We start from the raw sequence: 24,419 nt of genomic DNA, 5'->3' as shown, positions 1-24,419 counted from the left end.
ATATGGTGACCTAGTGATTTGGGCTCTATTTAGGTTACTTAACTTTGTTGCGGCGCTCAATTGCATCAACAAATCTTTGTGCAGAATCAGCATCTAAATTAAAGTAGAGCGAAGGTTCAATTAGCTCTGCTTCGATTAAACTAAAACCTGTTTGAGTTCTCACAAAATCAAGACGTACATAAAGTAATACCTGCGCAAATTTTTGCTTTAAAGCTTGCAACACTATTTCTGCGCAATGCTTTAAACTCACCTCAGCTTCTACTAGTTGCAAATGGCCGCCATACTCTTCTTGTACCCGAAAATCATTCGCTTTGGGTGTTTTAAGAATGCTATGGCTAAGTTCACCATCAAAATAAAACAGCGAGAACTCACCTTCGTCTATAATATTTTGCGCAAAACCTTGAACCATGCAGTCTCGATTTGAAAAAGTTTTAATTAGCATTTCTTTTTGCGCAATAGCTTGCTCTAAGTTAAGCCGAAAAGTGTCATACGCCCCCGCACTAATGCAAGGTTTTATTACGATTTCTTGGGTATCAAAGTGTTCAAAAAAACTGCCAATTTCGCTCTCTTCTATACCCCTGCGCCACAGTGTCGGTAAAATTTCAACTCCTGCTTGCTCGAGCTCTTGCATATACTGCTTATTGATATTCCAACGAACAACAGACAATGGGTTTTCAAGTTTTGCGCCAGAATTCTCAATTGACTCTAGTACCGCAAGAAACTTAGGTGTGTCGAGTTGGTAATCCCACGGTGAACGAATCAATACCAAATCAAATTGTTGCCAGTCTTGCTTACTTCGCCAGGCAACAGTTTCAACTTCCCAACCCGCTTTTTTTAAGGGCGCTTCAATTAAGTGGTCATAGACCTCAAAACCAGTAAGGTCTTCCATTGACAAAATGGCACATTTTTTCATTCTTGTTCACCTTAAGCTTTATTAATAAAACACTCTAGCACAGCCGCACAAAACAATAAAAGCGCAAGCTTTAGCAGCTTCAAAAAATAAAAAAGCGAGCCTAAGCTCGCTCTAATTTAAACCGTTAAATAACTAACCAACCCAAACTCGTGCGTTTCTAAACATTCGGGTCCAAGGGCCATCCTCTCCCCACTCTGCTGGCGCATAGGAATTTTGTAAAGTCCTGGCTACCCGCTCAGGATGAGGCATCATAATGGTGACTCGTCCATCAGTTGTAGTTAACCCGGTTATGCCATGCAAAGATCCATTGGGATTACTCGGATATTGAGTAGCCACCTGACCATAGTTATCAATAAATCTTAGGCTAACAAGGCCTGAGTTATTCGCAGCTAACGCGGCTTCTGCAGTCGGGTATTCTGCGCGCCCTTCACCATGTGAAACTGCAATAGGTAGTTTAGAACCTTGCATGCCTTGCAAAAAGATTGACGGGCTTTTCGCCACTTCAACCATTGAAAACCTTGCTTCAAACTGCTCTGAAGTATTGCGAACAAAATGAGGCCAATGCTCTGCGCCCGGTATAATTTCGCGCAAGTTAGACAACATCTGACAACCGTTACAGATGCCCAAGCTAAAAGTAGCTTCACGTTGAAAAAACTCACTAAACTGCTGCTTTAGCTGCCGGTTAAATAATATAGATTTAGCCCAGCCTTCACCAGCCCCAAGTACATCTCCATAAGAAAAACCACCGCAAGCAACAAGCCCAGTAAAATCGCTTAAACTAACTCTGCCTTCATGTAGGTCACTCATATGAACATCGATTGCATTAAAACCTGCTTTAATGAATGCCGCCGCCATTTCTAAGTGACTATTGACGCCTTGCTCTCTGAGTATCGCAACTTTAGGCTGATTGTTCAGATTTAAATAAGGCTGGGTAATATCTTCTGCGATATCAAAGGTAAGGCTAGGTTGTATCCCAGGGTTACCCGCGTCTAGGCGGAGCGTTTTTTCTTCTAAAGCACATTGCGGGTTATCGCGAAGCGCTTGCATGCGATAAGTGGTCTCTGACCAAAGCCCTCTAAGTTCCATTAATTCACGAGATAACCACAGGGCTTCTCCATGCTTCACTTCAATGTGCAACGCTTTAGTCACCGCGCCAATCTCATAGCTAATATCTTGTAACCCAAACTGTTTTAAAGTTTGTTTAACTTTTTTCAAATGTTTATTCGCAACTTGAATAACACAACCAAGCTCTTCGTTAAAGAGTACGTTGAGAGCTTGACTAGATAAAGCTTCTAAATTAATTGCCAAACCACAATGACCAGCAAAAGCCATTTCAACTAACGTAGTAATTAATCCGCCGTCAGATCGATCGTGGTAGGCTAGAATTTCATTTTCTGAATTTAAATGTTGGATCGCTTGAAAAAAGCTTTTAAGTAATTGAGCATCTTCAACGTCTGCACAATAATCACCAACTTGATTAAATACCTGCGCTAAAGCTGTGGCACCTAACCGGTTTTTACCCATTCCTAAATCAATTAAAATTAGTTGGGTATCTTCATCTTGTGCAAGTTGTGGTGTCAGTGTTCGGCTTATTTCGGTCACTGGTGCAAAAGCAGTTACAATGAGTGAAAGTGGAGAAGTTACGCTTTTCTGCTGATCGTTATCTTCCCACACCGTTCGCATCGACATAGAATCTTTACCCACAGGAATAGCAATGCCTAACTCAGGGCAAAGCTCCATTCCTACCGCTTCAACCGCTTCATAAAGACCAGCATCTTCGCCATCGGAGCCGCAAGCAGCCATCCAGTTTGCAGATAAACGTATTTGCGCAATATCGCTAATTTTGGCTGCAGCAATATTAGTAATTGACTCAGCCACAGCCATTCGAGCGGAGGCTGCATAATTTAAATTGGCGGCGGGTGTTCTTTCTCCCATTGCCATTGCTTCACCTGTGGTAGCAACCAAGCTAGAAGCCGTTACTGCACAGTCTGCGACAGGCACTTGCCAAGGGCCTACCATTTGATCACGATGGGTTAACCCACCAACGGTTCTATCACCAATTGTAATTAAGAAAGTTTTATCCGCGACGGTCGGTAGTGATAGTACACGATTTAAAGCTTCATCTAAGCTGGCTTGAATATCAATTTTTTGGCGTATAACTTGAGCGCTATTAACGTCTCTATGCATTTTAGGCGGCTTCCCAAACAGTACATCCATAGGAAGGTCGACTGGCTTATTGTCAAAATGCTCATCACTTAAGGTCAAGTGCTCTGCTTCTGTAGCTTCTCCTAAAACAGCAAAAGGACAACGCTCGCGTTCACAAATTGCCTCAAACTTGGCTAAGTTTTGCGGCGCAACGGCCATAACATAGCGCTCTTGCGATTCATTGCACCATACTTCAACAGGGCTCATTCCGGGCTCATCATTTGGCACTCGACGCAGTTCAAATGACCCGCCTCTTCCGCCATCATGTACCAGTTCAGGCACTGCATTAGACAAACCACCCGCGCCAATGTCATGAATAAATTCGATAGGATTATCCGCTCCCATTGACCAACAGCGATCAATAACTTCTTGGCAACGTCGTTCCATTTCCGGGTTTTCTCTTTGCACTGAGGCAAAGTCTAAATTTTCATCACTAGAGCCCGAGGCCATTGACGATGCAGCCCCGCCTCCTAAACCGATCAGCATGGCTGGGCCACCTAATACAATGACATGATAACCCGGTTTAATTTCAGCTTTTGCAACGTGCTGCTCTCTTATGTTGCCCATACCTCCGGCTATCATAATTGGCTTGTGGTAACCTCGCACTTGCTCACCAAAATCAAAATTCACAGTTTGCTCATAGGTTCTAAAATAGCCGCAAAGATTGGCGCGACCAAACTCATTGTTAAACGCCGCACCACCTAAAGGGCCATGCAACATAATATCTAATGCGGTCACTATTCTGCCTGGCTTACCATAATACTTTTCCCAAGGTTGCTCGAACTCTGGAATTGCTAGGTTAGACACGCTAAAACCAGTTAATCCAGCTTTTGGCTTGCCGCCTCTCCCGGTGGCGCCTTCATCTCTGATTTCCCCACCAGAACCGGTTGCCGCTCCGGGAAAAGGAGAAATTGCGGTAGGATGGTTGTGCGTTTCAACCTTCATTAAAATATGAATAGGCTCTATATGATAACGATACTCGCCCGAGTCTGCCTCTGACCATAAGCGAGGCTGCTCAAAACCTTCGATAACCGCTGCATTATCACTATAAGCTGACAGCACACCTTGCGGAGAGATTTTATGGGTATTGCGAATCATTCCAAAAAGCGAATGAGGTTTTTCTTCTCCGTTAATAGTCCAGCTGGCATTAAAGATTTTATGTCGGCAATGTTCCGAGTTGGCTTGGGCAAACATCATTAGCTCAACATCAGTGGGATTACGTTTTAGCGCGACAAAGCGTTCCACTAAATAATCTATTTCGTCATCCGCTAATGCTAAACCCAAGGTTTGGTTGGCGGTTGCTAATGCTTCTTTGCCTCCACTTAACACATCGACTCTGGTTAGCTCTTTTGGCGAGTCATGCTCAAACAATACAGCAGCTTGATTAAGCTCAGAAAACACGCTATCCATCATTCTGTCGTGTAACAGCGGCAGCAAGAGTTGCATTTCTTGCTCGCTAATCTCTTTACCTTCAACATCTTGGCAATACCATACGACACCGCGTTCTAGACGATTAACTTCTTGTAATCCACAGTTATGAGCAATATCAGTCGCCTTAGAAGACCACGGCGAAATAGTACCTTGACGCGGAACGACCAGCACAAAAGTGCCTTTAGTTTCTTTAATTTGCTTTAAAGAACCATAAGTTAATAATTTCTTTAATGTATCTAGCTTTTCCTCTACAAGCTCCTGATTTAAATCACAAAAGTGAATATATTCAGCATAAACTTGGCCTAAATGAGGTACAAGTTTCTTACCCTCTTGCAGAAGTTTTTGGCTCTTAAATTCAGATAAAGCAGGCGCACCACGAAGAATTAGCATAAAGATTTGACTCAAATAGGTTAAAATTGGGTTCGAAAATCAAGGCGCAATAATACGCTAGTTTGATCCAATAATGTAGCCAAAAGGACGCTATAAATCGAATTTTCTGCCATTTTATTAACCCTAAAAACCTTTTAATTATCAACTAAGAACACTTAAGTTGGTTAATTTTCACGCATATCAGCCGAGCTAATAACTTGCTTAATTATCGCTTAACACCGATAATTCAATATAGCAGGAAGCAATTTCAATAAACAAAAAACAGCTTAACCTATTGTTTTTATTGAAATAACAGGATTAGTTTCAGTGATTTAGGGTTGCGGATTAAAGAGGTACATCACTAATGATCTATGGGAAAATGATTTAAACTATGCCAACGTATAATTATGACGCATCAAAACAGCAAACAATCAATAAAGTAGGCTTACTCTACCGCCTTTGGCTGTCTGTGTTTTTGGCGACTTTTCTCTATGGATGCACCCAACCCCAGCTAAGCACTTTAGACAAAATTAAACAGCGCGGTAAAATCCTAGTAGTGACCCGCAATAGTCCAACCACTTACTATGAAAGTGCCACCGGATTTGCTGGCATCGAATATGAGCTTGTCGAGCAGTTTGCCCAAAAGTTAAACGTAAAAGTAGAATGGGTTATTAACGACAACCTAAAAGAAATTGTAGAACTGGTTGACCAAGGAAAAGTCGACTTTGCTGCAGCAGGTTTAACGGTCACACCAGAGCGTGAAAAAAACCTTCAATTTGCACCAGCATATCAGCAAATCACCTCAAAATTAGTGTTCAAACAAGGCAACAAGTGGCCGCGCAATGTTTCTCAATTAGACGGTGAACTGAGAGTACTCGCACACTCTTCTTTTGCCCAAGAGCTCCTAAATTTAAAGCAAAGTCACCCTGAACTCCATTGGTCGGAAACAACAGAGCACACCAGTGAAGAACTATTAATGATGATTCTCGACGAAACTATCGACTATACCATTGTCGATTCAACCGAGCTTGATTTAAACCGCCGCTTTCACCCAGAACTGGCGGTAGCTTTTACTGTAGGCAAGCCGCAAAGTTTAGCTTGGGCGTTTCCTAAATCTCAAGACTATACCCTGTTTACCCAGGTAATCGAGTTTTTTGGTGAACAGCAAGCTAGTGGACAAGTGGCCCAATTAGTTGAAAAATACTACGGCCACGTTGAGCATTTTGATTATGTTGGAGCTCGCCAATTTCATCGGGCAACTCAAGAAAAATTAGATGAATACAAAGATTACTTTGTTGAATCAGCCGAAGATGACTTAGATTGGCGTTTGCTAGCAGCCATCAGTTACCAAGAGTCACATTGGCGGCCAAAAGCCAAATCTCCCACTGGTGTGCGCGGCATGATGATGCTTACACTGCCTACTGCGAAACAGCTTGGTATTAAAAACCGACTTGACGCAGAGCAAAGCATTTTAGGCGGAGCAAAATACTTACGAAAAATATTAAGTCGTGTGCCGCAAAGAATTCAAGATCCTGATCGCACTTGGTTTGCTTTGGCCGGCTACAATGTTGGCTGGGGACATGTAGAAGACGCTAGAATTATTACCGAAAAACAAGGCGGCGATCCAGATAAGTGGGCCGATGTAAAAGAGCGGCTACCATTGCTGCAAAAGAAGCGCTGGTATAAGCAGACAAAACATGGCTATGCGCGAGGCGCAGAACCTGTAAAGTATGTCACTAACATTAGGCGCTACTATGACGTGCTAGTTTGGCAAGACGAAGAACAACAAGCAATACCAACTGATCCAGAGAAACCAAAAGACTCGCTGATTGCCAAAAATGAAAGCAAATTAAGCGACAGTCAAGTAACCCCTCAATAGATTTTTATAAACCGCTTAGATGCCAAGTACTAGCGCTATAACTCAAGCGGTTAATCAATAGGTTAGTTCGCTTGAAATCCTTTTTGACTGCGCTTTAGCAACCAAAACCCGACCACGCCCGAAATCAAAGAACCGATTAAAATACCTAACCGATCTGCCTTGGCGTCTCCTGCACCGCCATATTGAAAGGCTAAACTTCCAATAAATAGACTCATAGTGAAACCCACGCCGCAAAGTGTTGAAACCGCATATAACCCTTGCCAATTCGCTTTTTCTGGCATTGAAGCTAGCTTTATTTTTATGGCAACCCAAGCAAAACCGAAAACACCAATTTGTTTTCCGAAAAATAGCGCGATAGCAATCCCAAATGGTATTGGGTCGAGTAAACTGTTAAAGCTAAGTCCTGCAAATGAGATACCCGCGTTCGCCAACGCAAACAATGGCAAGATCGCAAAGGCAACCCATGGGTGAAGCGAGTCGATTAATAATTGATTTGGGTTCACATGAGGCTTTGCGTTAATTGGTATTAATAACCCGGTAATAACTCCAGCTAATGTCGCGTGTACGCCAGACTTTAATACGCAAATCCACATAAAAACGCCACAAAGAATATAAGCTGCCGGTCGCGTAACCTTAGCTTTATTTAAACCCAGCAAGCCCAATATACCCAACGTAGAGACTAATAGTGCGTTTAAAGATAGTTCGCTAGTATAGAATATTGCCACAACAATAATTGCGATTAAATCATCAAAAATAGCCAAAGCCATTAAGAAGATTTTTAAACTAATGGGCACTCTTTTACCGGCAAGAATCAAAATTCCTAAAGCAAAAGCAATATCTGTCGCAGTTGGAATAGCCCACCCATGGCGCGATAATTGGTTATCCCAGTTAATCGCTAAATAGATTGCCGCGGGTACTACAACGCCTCCAATTGCAGCAATAAATGGTAACGTTCTTTGCGCACTAGTACGCAAATGACCTTGCAATAACTCCTTCTTAATTTCTAACCCTACCATTAAAAAAAAGACTGCCATTAGGCCATCATTTATCCAAAGTAAAAATGGTTTATCAAGTCCAAACTCACCCACTTTCACAACAATGGGCATCATTAATAATTTTTGAAAAGCGACCGACAAGCCACTGTTTTTTATGAGCATAGCTACCGCAGTAGCTATCATTAAGACAATGCCAGGAGCAGCTTCTGCGTGAAGCATTTTAGAAATACGACTTTGCATACGATTTCCTTGTTAGATAAATATCAGGCTAATTATAGCCATTTCTTTTTCTTAAAATATATCACTTCAAAAATGCCCAAGACTAATGTTCCCACACAAACAATAGCGAAAGCCCACGGATGATTAGTTCCAGGAATACCACCAACATTAATGCCTAGCATACCGGTTAACAAGGTTAAAGGCAGAAATATTGCTGCAATAATTGAAAGCAAATACATCGTTTGGTTAGTTTGCTGTAATACGCGCTGATTCTCTAGCTCTTGATGAAAATTCACTTTTTCTTTCATGTCGGTTAATTCGTCAACATAAATAACTAGCCCATGAAATAGTTCACGCCAGCTATTTCTATAATTCTTTAACCAAACAATGTTCGACTCTCGCATTCGCGAAAGCACGTCTCGCTGTGGCGATAAATGACGTAAAAAAGTGGACGCAGTGAGCTTCACATTGGCTAAATCTTCTTTGGCGTAACTTCCTGTTGCTTCCATGGTATCTTCCACATCATCTAAATGCTGACTTAACTCATAAATAACGGGTTCTATCTTGGCATCGATATGCCGAATAAGAAACAGTAAAAGCTGGTCGATGTTTTTAATTTGATCACCCTGCTCAACTGCTTTGCGCAAAGCAATAACAGCCAGCAAGGGTTTACGCCTTACCGATACTAACCTAACGCCATCGGTCCAAACTCTTAGCGATAACATATCTTCTTTTGCAAAGCCCTGGTGAAAGTTAATCGCCCGGATGATTAACAAGACTTGCTCGTTATCTATTTCTGAAAAACGAGGTCGAGTATCATTTCTTAATAATGAACTGACAATTTCTGGCGCTATTCCGCTTTCATTCAATAACCAGTGCTCACTTTTTTCTTCAGTTAAGTCTAGATGTATCCAGATAGGCCCTTGTGATTTATCCCATGCGTTCACCTCTGCCCAAGTAAGCGATTGATGCTTTTCTTGCCCTAGCAGATAAGCGCATACAAGCCCATCTTCATGTAAAACATGATCAAAGTTTATCTCACTCATTATGCGCTCTCCGTAACTAGACTCTGATGAGAATTAGGCAGACTAAACAGAATGCAAATCTCTTTATGGAAAAGGAATGCTAATATTATATTTTTTAAACTCGCGGTCAATGGCAAAATTTAAGTTACTCACTAAATCGACTCACTGCGCAAGGCAAATGCTATGGGCAGCCTTTACTCTACTAAGGCATCCATTCGCATTCAACTAACACGTAGCTGATTAGCCAATCTGGGTGGTTAGGCAAGCTATCGCTGCGGACAAAGGTTTGGATGCGAGTTTGCCGAATTTTAAACGCTTGCACCAATTTTTAAGTTGCCCCAATTTTTATCCGGGCTGCTCGCTTTATTGAGCGCTCAAACAGTAAAATAAGCCCTAATATAAAACGCCTAACAATATGTATCCTAAACCCAATGCCGGCAGGAAGCGCACGAGCAATTAGTATAAGGCTGAAAATGTTAATTCCTGCTACGAAAAAGGCTCGCTCCCATCAACACGCAGGCGAGTTCATCTATTTCCATTAAGCCGAGCATTTAGGGTGATAATTCCTTAGCACCTATAAAAATGGTACAAAAGCCGTATGTTAGGCTTAACTGGAGTTATGTCATCGGTTCATTTTTTACCAACTAGCGTGAATTTATGTGCGATTAAGTCCCCCGTTATTTCACAAAATAGCATTTATGAGAATCTCCTAAATTAGTCATGCATTTAAGCTTAGAGCAACTATAATTAAAGCAAGTTTTTAAAAACTACAACTGAGACGGAAGTGACTCCACCCTCCCCCAAAATACAGGTTTCTGCAATAGTTTTGCTCGTTGCTGCAGCGGCCATATTTATCGGTGAGCTTTTTTGGCTCCCACATAGTGTTACGGGCAAGCTTTATCTTTTATTAGTGATTGCTGCAGGACTAGTTCAGCCAACTAACCGAGTAAACCAAATAACGATTATTTGCTCGTCACTTGTCATTATAAATTGGGGATTATTCGCAGCTAAAACCAATGGCAGTGTATTTATGCCAGACTATCTTATAACGTTAATTACGCTAATAGTTAGCTTAGCGCTGTTTAAATTCTTTGCACCACAAGTAGACTCTCGCATTGAAAGCGCGCAAATTTTTAATAAAGCGAATGATGCTGTATTTATACTTTCTAGCCAAGGGACAATTAAGTATTGCAACTTAGCGGCAACTCAAGTATTTGAGTATTCGCAACAAGAGCTAACTGGACGGCATCAAAGTGAAGTCTTTACACCATTTCTAACCGCACAAATAGAAGGTTTTCAGGCAAGTAGCGACGCAGAATCAAGTCAGCTGTCGCCTCATTTTCATACTCAGTTAGCTAGCAAAAACAATCAGCAGAATAGTTATTCGGCCTCACTTTCACGCCTTAACTCTCAACACGACACACTTTTAGTCCTACGTGACATATCTGCCCAAAAAGAATTTGAACACTCTATCCAACAAAGTGAGTCAAGACTTCGCTTAGTCCTAAATTCTGCTTTAGATGGTGTCATCATGATTACTGAGCACGGAGAAGTCACTGAATGGAACTCTCAAGCTGAAGTTATTTTCGGTTACACAAAAAAAGAAGTCATCGGCAGACCCTTAGCAGACTTTATTATTCCCGAAGAGTACCGTCAGGCTCACCAAATTGGCCTAGAAAAATTTAGACAAAACAAAGAAGGCAAAATACTGAATCGACGTGTTGAGCTAGAAGCACTGAACAAAAAGCGACAACGCCTACCAGTTGAACTCACCATTTTACCCATTGCATCAATTAATAGTTTTGAATTTTGTGCCTTCGTTAGAGACATTTCTGAACGGCGCGAAGCAGCAAAAGATCAAGCTCATTTATCGGCGATAGTGCAAAGCACCGATGTCGCTATCTTTAGCCAAGGGCCAGATGGCCGAGTGACAAGCTGGAACAAAGGGGCAGAAAAATTATTTGGCTACGCTTTTCAAGACATTGTTAACCAGCCCATCTCCGCGATAATTCCGAATAATAAATATCAAGAATATGAAAATTTATTTGGACAAGTCAGTAGCGGCAAACTTATAAAGCACTTTGAAACCGAACGAATAACGTTAGATCAAAAGACCATTGATGTATCATTGACGATTTCACCTATCATTCATCCAGATGGTCAAATAATTGGCACATCGACCATTGCTAGAGATATATCTTCACGTAAAGCCATAGAAAGGATATTGCTAAGAACCAATAATGCATTGGCCACGTCTAACAAAGAACTTCAAGAGTTTGCTTTTATCGCCTCACATGACCTACGAGAACCGCTACGCAAAGTCATTTCATTTGGTAAGTTACTTAACTCTGGCGAATACGGCGAGTTAAACGACAAAGGCAAGAACTTTCTAAATTATATATTAGATGCAGCCGAGCGAATGCAATTATTGTTAAGTAGCCTTTTAACCTATAGCCGAATAACCTCTAGTCAAACCCCATTTTCGCGAGTTGATTTGGCTCAAATTGTTGCCTCTACACTTGAAGATTTAGAATTGAGTATTCAGGCGAGTAACGCACATATTGAAGTCGGTGAGCTTCCTATCATTGAAGGTGATCCAGTCCAAATTCGCCAACTTTTGCAAAACTTAATAGAAAACAGCTTAAAGTACAGAAATACAGCCGTTGAAAAAACACGAATTAAAATTAGTGCTAAGTACGATAAACCACGAAAAAGTTGCTATATTTATATAAATGACAATGGAATAGGCTTTGAAATGAAATATAAATCTCAGATATTTGAGGTTTTTCAACGCCTACACTCACGCAAAGAATACCAAGGAAACGGAATGGGATTATCAATTTGCCGAAAAATTGTTGAAAGGCATCACGGCAGCATTCAATGCGAATCGAAAGTGGGTGAAGGTACCACCTTCATTATCCAGTTACCAATAGAGCAGTTAGAGATAGAAGCACAATGAATACGGCACCCGTTTTACTTGTTGACGATGATCCAGAAGATCAAATTCTTTGTAAGGAAGCTTTTAAGCAAGCTAAAATCGACATTCCATTAATTTGTATTGAAGATGGCGAGCTTTTAGTCGATTACTTAAACCGGCACCCTCCTTTTAATGATGTAGAAAAATCACCGCTACCGTCTATCATTTTGCTTGACCTAAATATGCCTAAAATGGATGGAAAAACAGCGCTAAAAATCATTAAGTCAGATGCTCGGTTTAGTCAAATTCCCGTTATTGTGTTAACCACATCAACCGCAGAAGAAGACATAAGAAAATGTTATGCCGCTGGAGCCAATTCGTTTATCAGTAAATCGATGAGTTTTACTGGCCTTGTTTCAATTGTTAAATCAATAAATCAATATTGGTTAAAAACTGTCGAGCTCCCTTATGGCAGATAATCAACTCAAAATACTCGTTGTCGATGACGACGATGTCGATAGAATTTTAATACGAGAACTTCTGTCAAAGGTCAGTCAGTCAGAGGTGACGGTGGTCGAAGCGAGTACGCTCGAAGAAGCTAAACGAAAAATTGGAAGTGAAGAGTTCGATGCATTTTTAATTGACTATTTACTCGGACACGTGAATGGCACTGAGTTTATTCATGAAGCTAAAGCCATTGGTTGCAAAACCCCCATAATCGTAATTACCGGAGTTGAAGACGAAAAACTTGATAATGAAGTCATCCAAGCAGGCGCTTCAGACTACATACCTAAAAGCGAATTGTCTCCAGCGCTTTTAGAGCGAACGATTGTTCACGCAATAGACAGAAGAGTTGAGTCAGAGAAGCTAGAGCAGTTAGTTAAGCAAGATCCATTGACCGGGCTGGCTAATAGAACGCTATTTAATACCAACTTAGAAAACGCGATGGCACGAGCAAATCGCAATAAAGCTCAGCTAGCAGTGATGCTTTTAGACTTAGATCGTTTTAAGGATATCAATGATAGCTTAGGCCACTTAGTTGGAGATGAGCTTTTAGAGTGTGTTGCTTCGCGCTTAACTGACACCGTACGAACTGAAGACATAGTCGCGCGATTAGGCGGCGATGAGTTTTCATTATTACTTGAAAATGTCGAAAGCTTAAACTCAGTATCTAGAATCGCTGAAAAAATATTAAAAGCATTAAGCACCCCCATGCAAATTGAGGAACATGAAATAGTCATTTCTGCCAGCATTGGAATTTCAATTTACCCGCAAGCCGGCCAAAGTAGAGAAGAAATACTTAAGAATGCAGACTTGGCCCTTTACCAAGTCAAAGAAAAAGGCCGCAATGGATATCATATTTTCGATGCATCCATTGAGTCTAATACCAAGCTAGAAAAGTCAGTTCGTGAAAAATTAGCTTATGCACTAAGAGAACAAAACTTATTTATGGAGTTTGCTCCGCAAAACTCGCTTAAAGATAAAATAACCAAAGCGGTTGAAGCAAGAGTCATCGCGCGTTATGAAAACGAATCTTATTCAATCGCAGACTCATTTAATCAAAGTCTTATTTCAGCGAACCTGATGATTGAAGCAGAAAAGTGGGCGCTCGACAGAATATGTGAGCAACTTTGCCGTGTAAAAAAAGACGCATCTGATTTAAAAATTGTAATTAAACCATCAAAAACATTTTTATATAATAAGAACTTTCTTAAACAGTTAAAGGGTTGCGTTTCAGATAGAAATACTCAACTGAATGGTTTAGAACTATTAATCGACGAATCTATATTAACTTCGCTGTATGCAAACCAACCAAACTTACTATTTTCTTTGCAGAAACTGGGTATAAAAATTATTCTTGATGAGTTTGGAAGTAGTATCTGTTCGTTAAAACTTATTCACCCTGCCATTATCAATAAAATAAGGGTTTCACCAAGCTTGCTTAATGATACTAGTATAGATTCTCATGCGTTAGCTTTACTTGAAAACTTATCTGCAATCAAAGCTAAGCAAAATATTCCCGTTATTATGGACGGTATTAATAACCAAAACCATTTAGTATTAATTGAGTCCTTTGGGTTTGATTTAATCCAAGGGGAGTTTGTGAAGTCAAGCGAGGGAATTAAAACACTGTTAGCCTCGTCAGATCGTTAAGCTAAAAATCACTGGCGGTTAAACTCATAAATCTTAAGTTAGGCTGTAGGAAAGTTTGCACAAGCCTACAGCGCCCATGATAGCTAAATCTTTTCTTTCTATATTCCGTTAAAGTCAGCCAATTTAATTGGCATTTTATTTTCGTTAATGGGTATATAGTCCCCTTGCGAACTCGAAAATTCATAGGCTTGCTTCCATTCGTCTATGTTTTCAATTACTTGTTTGATTGAACTCGTAATGTAACTTACTTCTTCATCGGTAGTCGTCGGGTGAAGCGAAACTCTTACCCAGCCTGGTTTGAGTGATAAGTCACCTTCATCAATCATAGAGGTAATTGAGCAAGATGTTTCCTGGTCAACGCCAAGCAGAATATGGCCATAAGTTCCAGCGCATGAGCAGCCTCCTCGAGTCTGGATACCAAAACGGTCACTCAAAATACGGACAATTAAATTGTAATGGATATCGGCAACATAAAGAGAGATAACACAGAGTCTATTTTTATTATTAGAATGAAGTACGTTTACTTGAGGGATTTTACTCAGCTGTTGGCACATTAAATCCACTAGCTCTTGTTCTCTTTGATGAATTTTGTCAGTGCCCATTTGGTTTTTCAATCTAATCGCCAAAGCCGTTCGAATCGTTTGCATAAAACCAGGTGTGCCGCCGTCTTCTCTCACTTCAATATCTTCATAAAAGCGATGCTGTCCCCAAGGGTTTGTCCAGGTAACGGTTCCTCCACCAGGGTTGTCAGGCACTTTATTGGTATATAGTGATTTATTGAAAACCAGTACACCGCAACTTCCAGGACCGCCCAAAAATTTATGTGGTGAAAACATAACTGCATCAAGTCGATGTAGCGGGTTTTCTGGGTGCATATCGATATCAACGTAAGGCGCGGAAGCAGCAAAATCCATAAAGCAAAAGCCACCATGACGATGCATAATTTCTGCAAATTGGTAATAGTCTGTTTTAATTCCTGTCACATTGCTACAAGCAGTAAAAGCACCAATTTTCATTGGGCGGCTTGCATATTGTTGTAGCAAACTTTCTAAGGCTTGAGTGTCAGGCATATTTTCTTCATTGGCAGGAACAACCACCAGAGTTACCGCACATTCGTTCCAAGACGTATGATTAGAGTGGTGCTCCATATGCGTAATAAAAACTACCGGCTTTTCTGCTTCTGTTATGGTAATTCGCTCACTCCATTTTTCTGGAATACGCAGCCCTAAAATGCGCTGAAATTTATTAATAACAGATGTCATTCCAGAACCCGAACAAATTAGTACGTCTTCGGAGTTAGCGTTCAAGTGCTTTTTTATTTCTTGTTGTGCTTGATGATACAAATTGGTCATTGCACAGCCAGAATAGCTGGCTTCGGTGTGAGTGTTAGCAACTAATGGTCCGACTTGATTTGTTAGGAAGTCTTCAATGGGCGCGTAGAGCCTGCCACTTGCGGTCCAGTCAGCGTAAATCATTTTATTGCCGGCATAGCTATAGTCTCTACCAACGATATTTTCACGAAATGGACGGAAGTAATTTTCTAAACTCATAGTGAACACCTGAAAAATAAGTAACCTTTTGATATTAAAAACTAAAACCTTGCTTTCGCTTTTTATATCAAACAGAAACAGCTTACTCCAGCAAGTTACGCCGCAGGAAATTGGCGCTTTTACCCAATGGGAAGCTTGAATGACCGATATATTAACAAACCCTAATATAAAAGCCCATTCATTTTAATCAAGTTATGCGTAAACGGTGTTCTCCCGCCTAGTTGCTGGCAATGGTCATTTCATTTAACAACCAAGAACCTGTAAGTTGGCTACTACGAAAATCAAGATCATTACTGATTGCTTGCAGTCCAGAAAACATTGCTTTGAGATTGCTAGCAATTGTGATCTCTTCGACAAAGTGCTGAATTTCCCCATTTTCAACCCAATAACCTGAAGCCCCTCGAGAATAGTCTCCAGTGACTAAATTGACACCCTGCCCCATTACGTCAGTCACAATTAAGCCTCGATCCATTTTCTTTATCAATTCTTGCTGACTAAAGTCAGAATAACTCAGCTGCACATTATGCAATCCGCCAGCGTGACCGGTAGGACTCATATTTAGCCGTCTTGCACTGTAACTACCGAGTAAATAAGTCTGTGGTTTGCCCTCGGCTACAATCATTTGCTCACGCGTGGCAACACCCTCATTATCAAACCAACTACTCGCAAGACCTTGCTCTATAAAAGGCATTTCTTTAATGTTAAAAAATGCGGGAAAAATTTGCTCTCCTATACAGTCAATTAAAAAGCTCGACTGCCGATAAATACTCGAACCAGAAAGCGCCCCAAACAAACTACTTAAAAGCCCTCTAGCGACTTCTGGAGTCATTAATACTGGCGCCTTTTGCGTCTTAATTTTTCCTAAATTAAGTCGCGCTATAGTTCTTTGTGCCGCTTTCACCCCAATCTCTTGAGGTGATTGTAAATTATTGGCGTTGCGCGCAACCGAGTACCAATAGTCTCTTTGCATTCCATTGGCACCTGCTGCAATTAAAACGCAGCTAAGGCTATGGCGAGAAGAAGGGACTGCAGCAGAAAATCCATGACTATTAGCATAAAAGCGTAGGTGTCTATGGCTGTTATAAGTCGCACCTTCACTTTGAGATACCTTACTGTCAAATTCTAAGCCTGCTGTTTCACACTCCAAAGCGATTTGTTTCGCTTGCTCTGCGGTAATGCCGGAAGGGTGATCTAGTTTTAAGTCGACTGGTTTATCGGCCATTAGCTCAGCATCTGCAAGCCCAGAGCAAGAATCTTCTTGAGTATATTTTGCTATATTGCAGGCTGCATTTAGGGTTTCATCGAGTGACTTCATAGATAAATCACTGCTTGTGGCAACTCCCTTCTTGTGCCCAAAATAAACAGTTAAACCCAAACTATTGTCTCGATTGAACTCTAAAGTTTCTATATCTTGGTTTCTAACTTGTACCGATAGCCCCAAGTCTTTAGAAATACCAATTTCAGCCTGAGTGGCCCCTTTTTGCTTCGCCTTTTTTAACAAATCGACAGCTAACTCGTTTAACCGTTCGCTTTCTTGCGCTATATTGAGCTCATCTGCAGCTCTTTGATTTACTTGACTTGAATCATTCATCAATCAATTCTCATTAACTACTTATAGTTATTTCATTTAAATATGCTTGCAACTTACTTTTGGCCGCATCTTTCTTAGGTTGCGTTTTAGCATTTTTCCAATTTCTAGCAAACTGACGCAAGGTTTGACGATCAAGCTGCGGATTGTTTTGCAGTAAAGCCTCGATTGCGCCATCGCCGCCTTCGAGCAACTCTGTTACTTGGTCTGTTTTAGGTGAGTCGTCTTCTACTTTGGATTTATGTCGCAAGTTATCAAAATTTTCGCCTTCCAAAATATTCAGCACTTGCGAAGTATCTTCATTGCGAAGACACTTTCCAATGTAAGCTAAATGCCGTCGTTTAGCGATGTTTCCACTTTGCTTATGAAAATCCTTAACCGCAGCAATGGTATTGTCAGAAAGTGGTAACAATTCAAGCTTGCTTTCACTAAGCTCAATTAATCGCTTACCAAAATTTTGTAATGCTTTGGCTTCGTTTTTCTTTTGGGTTTTACTTACAATTAAACTATAGTCACTATCGATTTGACTGTCATCGTCTGTCATTTTATTTACTCAACAATTACAATTAATTCTTTCATTCAAAATAGGCTTAGTTTGTTCCGCCAACCGTTATTTGGTCTAATTTTAAAGTAGGCTGACCTACGCCTACCGGAACACTTTGACCATCTTTACCGCACACGCCAACGCCCTTGTCTAAGGCTAAATCATTGCCAACCATACTTACTTTGGTCAGAACATCTGGGCCATTACCTATTAACGTCGCGCCTTTAACCGGCTGAGTCACTTTACCGTTTTCAATTAAATAGGCTTCACTGGTTGAAAAAACAAACTTACCAGAGGTAATATCAACTTGACCGCCGCCAAAATTGGGCGCATAAATTCCTCGCTTTACTGAAGCAATAATATCCGATGGCTCACTTTCTCCCGCCAACATGTAGGTATTAGTCATTCTAGGCAAAGGTAAATGCGCGTATGATTCTCGGCGACCATTTCCAGTCGATTGAACTCCCATTAATCGTGCATTTTTCTTATCCTGCATATAGCCCATCAAAACACCATCTTTAATTAAAGTAGTCGCTTGAGACTCGGTACCTTCGTCGTCAATGGTCAGCGAGCCGCGACGTGAAGCTATGGTTCCATCATCTACTATGGTGCACAGCTCAGAAGCAACTCTTTGCCCTATTTTGCCACTAAAGGCAGATGAGCCTTTGCGATTAAAATCTCCTTCTAGGCCGTGCCCGATTGCTTCGTGTAACAAAACGCCTGGCCATCCAGCACCTAACACCACAGGCATAGCACCAGCCGGTGCTGCAATAGCTTGCAAATTAATACTCGCTTGATGCACCGCTTCTTTTGCAAGCTGCTGTAAACTAGCGTCGCTTAAATCGGTAAAGTCGTAACGCCCTCCCATACCAGCTGAACCGCGTTCAGTTTTTCCATTTTGCTTCATAATCACGCTAACATTGGCACGAATTAAAGGACGTACATCGCTGGCGAAAGTCCCATCGCTAGCACAAACAAGTACTTTATCAAATGAGCCAGAAATAGATGCAATGACTTCAGAAACACGAGAGTCTAACTGGCGTGCAAATTGGTCAAGTTTTTGTAAGATATCGACTTTTGCTGCTTCGTTTAAACTTAAAATGGGATCTTGCTGCGTATAAAGAGGTTTGGCCGAGTGAGTTGGTGCCAAATGAATTTTCTTGTTCTCACCACGCACCGCAATGCTACGAGAAGCCACCGCGGCTTGCTCTAATGCAGGAAGCAGTAGATCTTCAGTATACGCAAAACCGGTTTTTTCACCACTTAAAGCTCTAACACCAACCCCTTTATCACTGCTAAAACTAGCATCTTTAACAATGCCGGCTTCTAATACCCATGCTTCATGACGCGAGCTTTGAAAATACAGTTCGGCAAAATCTACTTGATGATTTAGCATCGACTCTAAAACGCGAGTCAAATCGGTTTGATCTAACTGTGCAGGAAGTAGAAACTCTTGCTGGGTAATCGATTGCACACTATTCATTTAATCTACCTAATAAATAACTTTATAATTTTCTTAGTCTTACGACATGACCGCTATTTCGAAACCACGTCTCGCCGATGCTTAAGCGCAGGAAAAGTTTGGCGGTAAGCCTCGAGCTGCGCAAAGTCAAGATCAGCTAACGCTATGCCTACCTCTTGCTTAAGCGTTTTAATAACTTCTCCGTGAGGTGATATTATACACGAATGCCCCCAAGTCTCTCGACCGTTTTCATGTACACCCGCTTGGGCCGAAGCTATCACGTAGGCTTGGTTTTCGATTGCTCTGGCGCGCAACAATACTTCCCAGTGAGCCGCACCTGTTTTTGCGGTAAAAGCGGCTGGTAGAAATATCATTTGCGCCCCCTGGGCTACCATTTCTCTGAAAAGCTCTGGAAACCGTAAATCGTAACAAATAGCTACGCCAGCTTTTCCCCAGGGTGTATCAAACACACAGACGTCTTTTCCAGGCGTACACCCAGCAGATTCACGGTAGCTTTTAGTATTGTCAGCAACGCTCACATCAAACAAATGTATTTTGTCGTAACTTGTTACTAACTCACCACTGGCTGAATAAATCAAACAGCGTCCGTATGGGCGCTTTTGATCGTTTGATTCAACTGCATGACTGCCACCGACAATCCATGTATTTAAACGTTTCGCCAAGCCTTTAAGAAAAACATGAACTTTACCACTACTATTTACGTCAACAACTTTAAGCCTATCACTTTCACTATTTCCCATAATAGAAAAGTATTCAGGTAAAACCACTAAATTGGCACCCGCTTGAACGGCTTGCTCGACTAATGTTTCGGCATCGGCAAGATTTTTATCCAAGTCACAACCAGTTTTCATTTGAATGGCTGCTACTCTTGGTAATGCATTGTTGCGTGTTTTACTCGTAGTATTTGTTTGGCTAATAGGATTCATTTCTCTACTCCTTATTAGAAAGGTGCGCTGCTATTCGATTAGACCAACAGACGTTATTCCTTTTCGCTGCTATCAACAGGCTCTAAATCTAATTGCTGTTTGGCTTTTTCAATATCACTGGGCGTTACTTGATATTTGACCGTTGAGTGTTGTGCTTTAATTTCTTCTACTTGAGGTTGCGCAAGATCTCCATGAATTCGGTATTCTATTTGTGATACCACTTCAATTGCGGGCTCAAACATTTTGTTGAGCAAAAATATAAGAATACCCGTTGTTGGCTCAACCGCCCAGCCAATTAAAACGGGTAAACTAGAAGTTAACTGCGGCGTAACCAAGGCTCTTTGCTCAATTGATTGATCAACTAAATTAAGGCTTCCACCGACCGCAACTTTAGCCGCACTGCCGTCGATATAAATATTATCACTCACCAATTCGCCTTGATTTAACTGAATATCGCCAGTTATCTTTTCGTAAAAAAATCCATCTTTATAAACATCTTTGAAATCAAGCTTCAGCCTTCGCGACAATGATTGCAAACTAAACAACGAAAATAAACGTGCTTTGGCATCACTTACATCATTTAAATAGCCTTGAGAGAGTTCAAAGTGAGCATCACCACGCAACGACTGCAAATTAAAGTTAAACGGTGTGTCACTCCAGTTTAGTCTGCCACTAAACACTCCGCCACTGTCACTTATACCAACAGGATACTGCCAATTTTTCATGAGTTTTCCAACATCATCACTTGATAGTTGATATTCTAAACTCGTCTGATTGATAGCTCGGCAAGCGCTGCCCTCGTTAGCGCATTGAGCAAAGGACATTAGTTGGTTTGTGTCATCTTGACTGCTAAAGTAATTTAACCAGTAGCCATGAAAATTTAAGTTATGACGACTATTGTCAAGCAAATTACCTTTAACAAAATAACCTAACTGGTTTTGTTTTAATCTCGCTTTAAAGTCTCCAATTCGTATTTTATCGAGCTCACAGTTAATGCAAGCTATGTCTACTTGCGCCTGTTCAAGCGGCTGGTAAAATTCGACTAACCGATTGAGTGAATAATCAATTGGCTTGCCTGCAGCAGAATCATTGGCTTGAACTGGTTTTTGCATCTGCTCATCGGCGTCAGTAATTTCGCTTTTAGAATAAAATGATTGTGCAAAACCCGGAGTGAATTTTAATTGCAGATCATTGGCGAGAATATTCCAGTGTTGATTTAACCCAGAAAAATCAAGCTCTCCTTGATCTAATTTTAGTTTTAAATCCCAGCCATTTTTAGCTGAAACGCTACCATCAAGGCTAATATTGTTAAGTAAAAAATAAGGGTTTTGAATATCTTCGAATCTTAAAGTTAACGCAAGTTCCGGTAACTTCTTGTCTTGCTCTGGCGTAAAGCTCGATTCAACACGTTTAACGAAACTAAGCCAGTCATCAAGTTTAAGCTGTTTAAAAGAAAGGTCGGCAACAAACTTGCCCGGATTAATATCGGGCACGCGATATTCAGAGTTATATAAAATTGCGCCGCCACTGTGCTCAACTTTACCGTCTAGATTTTGCCACCACCACCGGCTTTGTATTCCCTGCCAATTAATTTTTGCATTGGCGCTATTATCTGGAGCAAATTGCATTTGCATACTAAAAGGTGTTTTTTGCTTAACTTGTTTGGCAAATTGCGCGGGAAAATCTACCGTGAGTCCAACTAAATCACTGTCAACATTAACTAACAAAACACCGGGCTTATCGACTGGCGAAAAAATAAGTTCTGTATTAAACGCTGTTTCTCCGCTTAAAAACTGTGACCAAGCATTTCCTAAAACATCAGTTAAAGCTAGCTGGTTAAGCAAACCGTCTATTTTCACACTTAGCTCTGGCGAGCCTTCGCCTTTAGGTGACTCTACCGCAATAGTTAAAGGCGCAGAAAAATAATTAGCCTTAAGTTTGCTCGGTTTGATACCATCTTTATCAATTAAAATTTTGCCAGCTAACTCAGTAACCTTAAATCCACCGGCAATAATATAATTATCCTTTGTGAGCGGTTCAATCACACCGTCTAAACTTGTTATCTTAGACTCGCCTAAATTGATGTGCATTTTGGCTTTAGTTTTTATTTCGCCAAAAAAGTCAATGTTGTCTAAAGTTTCTGCTAAATCATTTAAGGTAGATCCATGTAAATAAGCCTGCCCCGAATTATTAATAGAGTTAGCATCAAAAAATAACTCCATAGGCGTGTGTTCAGCAGAAAAATCTTTAATAATTGCCTCAGCGGAATTTATTTTTACTTTTTCTGATGAGCCACTTAGTGCAGTTAAGTGCATGCCATTACCTTCAAATATTAAGTAGGCATCTAAATTTTTAACAACTGGCCATTGCGGAAGAAACTGATAATTCGCTTGGTTTAACCAAGCATGAATATTAAAGGTCCCAGAATTATCCTGGAACGGAAAGCGCTGTATAGGACCATGTAAAAGTGAGCTAACCCAACTCAGTTTTCCTGCCTGAACACTTTCATCAAGATAGCCTGTTAAAGAATCCGTCATTACTCCCACGGGCAAGTACTTAGACTTTTGAGCAACATCAACATTGTTTAGCTGAGAAGCTAGCGCGACTTGGAGCTCGCCATTTTCGGTAAAAAATCTGCCTCGAGTATTTAGCTCTAGATCGGTGTTTTTAAAATCAAAATTATTTATGGCAACTTGCAGATCATCTGCACTATTTTTTTCAACTGTTAGCGCCGCACTTAGCTCGCCAATGGTGAGCTTTTCTCTAAACATTGCCGGGTAGAAAAACTCAGCATCTGAGCTACTGAGTTTAATATGAGACTGTTTGTCGGCAACTAGCAAGCTACCTTCTAACTGGCTAATACTGGGAATACCTTTAATGGCGTCGCTTACTAGCCCATTAAATTTTAAAATCATTTCTGGCGCAGCCCAGCCGTTAGTTTCTTTTTTGAAGGTAGCCGCTAAATCGTTTATATTAAGGGCTAACAAGCTCGAGTCATCGACAAGTCCCTTAGTATCAAAGAGCTGCCACCACTGTGCTAAATTACTAAATTGCCAATCATGAGTAGCCACTCGCCATTCCGGTTGTTGTCGAGAATTACGTAAATAACTAATGCCTATTATCGGGAGCGTGACAGCTTGCTGCTCAGTCAACTTTAAACCTAAATCATGAAAGATAAGCTCGCCCGTATTTTGAGTTTTAAACGCCCAGTTAAAGTTTGCCTTAAATAGCTCAATTTTATTTTGATTTATAGCCTGTGCTTTAGGCTGCGCGCTTTGCTGATTAGATGAATTATTTTCTATTCCATTGGAAAGGTTTAATACCGTAGCCTCCCAATCTATATCCGTTAATTCAACCTCACCGCTAGCAGAATCCCAACGCCCTTGCTGCCACACTGCCCAGACTTGCCAATCAAGCTCGCCATGTTCAGGCTTTAATTGTGGGTAAGACTCAAAAATAGGCAACTGCTTTAGTTGAATTTGATTGCCTTTTAAATACACATTGGTATAGCTTGAGTCAGAAGAAGGTTCGCCATGCATTTCGGCGACGAGCTTTATGCTACCTGTTTTTTGATTAGCAAGTTCGCCTTGTATTTGGTGCACCTGAGGAAAGTTATTAACATTTAGCTGAGTGACCTGATACTCAAAAGATTTGCCAGCTAAAGTAACAAATTCGATTTGCGAATTAACTATTGCAATATCTTTTTGATTAAATAGAATATTAAAAACCTGATGGCTTATCTGGCTTATATCAATATTATTCTGTTGCTGATAGGGTTCAATTTTAAAACCTAAATTTCTATCAACTAAAAAGCGCAAATTCGCACCATGAACTTTAATTTTTTCAGTAACAACTTGCTGGTTAATAAGCGTATTTAAGCCATCAATAGAAAATTCGATTTGTGATGCACTAAATAGCTCTTCCGTAGTATCTTTAGCACTTAAAGAAATGTTATTAACATAAATGATAGGGCCGTGAGATTTCCATTCGGCCGTTAACAAGTCGATTGATAGATCGACCTGGTAGTGCGTTTCTACCCATTGAATTAAATCATCTTTAAAATAATTAATCTGCGGTAAGCTGACTCTTAGTAAAGTAAAAATAAGTGCAATTAAGATTATACTTGCCGCAATAAACAGCCATAGCTTATTAATAATATAAGCTAATGTTTTGCTAAACCAATGGCTATTTAATTTACTCACCTGCAATACTCAATGTTAG

Annotated in this window: 14 protein-coding genes; 4 read left to right on the top strand and 10 right to left on the bottom strand. The window is 40.7% G+C overall.

Annotated elements, in window-relative coordinates; all coding sequences use genetic code 11:
* Positions 1-34: 34 nt before the first annotated feature.
* Together ACUR5C_RS05915 and purL are read right to left on the bottom strand one after the other, a co-directional pair.
* Positions 35-913, bottom strand: a complete 879-nt coding sequence (locus ACUR5C_RS05915; RefSeq protein ID WP_454467436.1) for an ATP-grasp domain-containing protein — start codon at positions 911-913, stop codon at positions 35-37.
* 132 nt (positions 914-1,045) lie between these two features.
* Positions 1,046-4,939 carry a phosphoribosylformylglycinamidine synthase gene (gene purL / locus ACUR5C_RS05910; RefSeq protein ID WP_454467435.1) on the bottom strand — a complete coding sequence of 1,298 codons (3,894 nt, stop codon included), beginning with the start codon at positions 4,937-4,939 and terminating at the stop codon, positions 1,046-1,048.
* 370 nt (positions 4,940-5,309) lie between these two features.
* Between purL and mltF the strand changes: the two genes are divergently transcribed.
* Positions 5,310-6,797, top strand: a complete 1,488-nt coding sequence (gene mltF / locus ACUR5C_RS05905; RefSeq protein WP_454467434.1) for a membrane-bound lytic murein transglycosylase MltF — start codon at positions 5,310-5,312, stop codon at positions 6,795-6,797.
* A 62-nt stretch (positions 6,798-6,859) separates the two neighbouring features.
* Here the strand turns inward: mltF and nhaA are convergent, their stop codons facing one another.
* Positions 6,860-8,032, bottom strand: a complete 1,173-nt coding sequence (nhaA, locus tag ACUR5C_RS05900) for a Na+/H+ antiporter NhaA (protein WP_454467433.1) — start codon at positions 8,030-8,032, stop codon at positions 6,860-6,862.
* A gap of 32 nt (positions 8,033-8,064) precedes the next feature.
* Positions 8,065-9,057: a CorA family divalent cation transporter gene (locus tag ACUR5C_RS05895; protein WP_454467432.1), complete on the bottom strand. Its 993-nt coding sequence runs from the start codon at positions 9,055-9,057 to the stop codon at positions 8,065-8,067.
* A 763-nt stretch (positions 9,058-9,820) separates the two neighbouring features.
* Here ACUR5C_RS05895 and ACUR5C_RS05890 point away from each other — a divergent pair.
* The 3 genes from ACUR5C_RS05890 to ACUR5C_RS05880 are packed head-to-tail and all read left to right on the top strand — an operon-like array spanning position 9,821 to position 14,107.
* Positions 9,821-11,995 carry a PAS domain S-box protein gene (locus ACUR5C_RS05890; RefSeq protein ID WP_454467431.1) on the top strand — a complete coding sequence of 725 codons (2,175 nt, stop codon included), beginning with the start codon at positions 9,821-9,823 and terminating at the stop codon, positions 11,993-11,995.
* Positions 11,992-12,432, top strand: coding sequence for a response regulator (locus ACUR5C_RS05885; protein ID WP_454467430.1), 441 nt, complete (start codon positions 11,992-11,994; stop codon positions 12,430-12,432). Before ACUR5C_RS05890 ends, ACUR5C_RS05885 begins: the two co-directional genes overlap by 4 nt.
* The gene (locus ACUR5C_RS05880) at positions 12,422-14,107 is read left to right on the top strand and encodes a diguanylate cyclase domain-containing protein (RefSeq protein ID WP_454467429.1); all 1,686 of its coding nucleotides are present in this window, start codon (positions 12,422-12,424) and stop codon (positions 14,105-14,107) included. Before ACUR5C_RS05885 ends, ACUR5C_RS05880 begins: the two co-directional genes overlap by 11 nt.
* Positions 14,108-14,205: 98 nt before the next feature.
* On the opposite strand, the gene ACUR5C_RS05875 is transcribed toward ACUR5C_RS05880, so the two are convergent.
* From ACUR5C_RS05875 to ACUR5C_RS05850, 6 genes are all read right to left on the bottom strand, one after another.
* The gene (locus ACUR5C_RS05875; RefSeq protein ID WP_454467428.1) at positions 14,206-15,657 is read right to left on the bottom strand and encodes an aminotransferase class V-fold PLP-dependent enzyme; all 1,452 of its coding nucleotides are present in this window, start codon (positions 15,655-15,657) and stop codon (positions 14,206-14,208) included.
* 217 nt (positions 15,658-15,874) lie between these two features.
* The gene (gene pmbA / locus ACUR5C_RS05870) at positions 15,875-17,248 is read right to left on the bottom strand and encodes a metalloprotease PmbA (RefSeq protein ID WP_454467427.1); all 1,374 of its coding nucleotides are present in this window, start codon (positions 17,246-17,248) and stop codon (positions 15,875-15,877) included.
* Between the two features lie 13 nt (positions 17,249-17,261).
* The gene (yjgA, locus tag ACUR5C_RS05865; RefSeq protein ID WP_454467426.1) at positions 17,262-17,789 is read right to left on the bottom strand and encodes a ribosome biogenesis factor YjgA; all 528 of its coding nucleotides are present in this window, start codon (positions 17,787-17,789) and stop codon (positions 17,262-17,264) included.
* 46 nt (positions 17,790-17,835) lie between these two features.
* A complete protein-coding gene (gene tldD / locus ACUR5C_RS05860; RefSeq protein WP_454467425.1) occupies positions 17,836-19,272 on the bottom strand; it encodes a metalloprotease TldD in 1,437 nt (478 codons plus the stop codon).
* Between the two features lie 53 nt (positions 19,273-19,325).
* On the bottom strand, positions 19,326-20,198 hold the full coding sequence (locus tag ACUR5C_RS05855) for a carbon-nitrogen hydrolase family protein (protein WP_454467424.1): 873 nt from the start codon (positions 20,196-20,198) through the stop codon (positions 19,326-19,328).
* Positions 20,199-20,251: 53 nt separating this feature from the next.
* The gene (locus tag ACUR5C_RS05850; RefSeq protein ID WP_454467423.1) at positions 20,252-24,400 is read right to left on the bottom strand and encodes a YhdP family protein; all 4,149 of its coding nucleotides are present in this window, start codon (positions 24,398-24,400) and stop codon (positions 20,252-20,254) included.
* Positions 24,401-24,419 lie beyond the last annotated feature (19 nt).

It is taken from the genome of Aliikangiella aequoris (assembly GCF_053709105.1).
The sequence above is the reverse complement of the archived record's forward strand: the minus strand, read 5'-3'. Positions and strand labels throughout refer to the sequence as shown.